Genomic DNA, 696 nt, shown 5'->3' on the forward strand with positions numbered 1-696 from the left:
GGCAGCCTGTTGTCTTGGAGTGGCACGAAAATAGGCTTTTCCAATACCGCCGCCGCCCGCAATGACGGCTTGCTGGTGTTGGACGAAATCGGGCAGGCAAGCCCCCACGTCATCGGCGACACCGTTTACAGCGTCATGAACGGAATTAACAAAGTACAGGGCGCAAAACAGGGCGGAAACCGCGCATTGAGCCGCTGGAAAGTGATGATGTTCTCCACAGGCGAAAAGACCCCCGATTCCATCCTGAAACACCACAAAGGCGATTGGAACGCAGGACAAGCCGCCCGCCTGCCTAGTATCAGAGCCGCCGCGCAATACGGCATTTATGACACATTGCACGGATTTGAAGATGGCGCATTGTTGAGTGAGCATATCGCCCAATCAGCAGAAAAATATCACGGAACGGCAGGAAGACTATTTATCCGACAGCTTTTAGACAACCTAGAACAAGCCAAACAGCAGGCAACGGAGCGCATGGCCGCATTTATGGCAACCATTCCCGAATTATCAGGGCAGGCGCGAAGAGTAGCAAAACGCTTTGCTATCGCCGCCTCCGCTTTGGAACTTGCCGCCCCTGTTACCGGCTTGCCCGTAGGTGTAGGCATGGCAGGCGTGAAAAACTGCTTTGATGAATGGCTGGAAGCCAACGGAGCAGGAAAACACGAAGACCGCCGAATCATTGAGCAGGCAGAGGAT

At 54.2% G+C, this 696-nt stretch carries 1 protein-coding gene; it reads left to right on the plus strand.

Going from position 1 to position 696, the window contains the following annotated elements; all coding sequences use genetic code 11:
- Positions 1–696, plus strand: a 696-nt coding sequence (locus ACTHUR_RS14385; RefSeq protein ID WP_440399243.1) for a DUF927 domain-containing protein, incomplete at both ends; no start/stop codon positions are given.

It is taken from the genome of Neisseria sp. P0021.S007 (assembly GCF_051956855.1).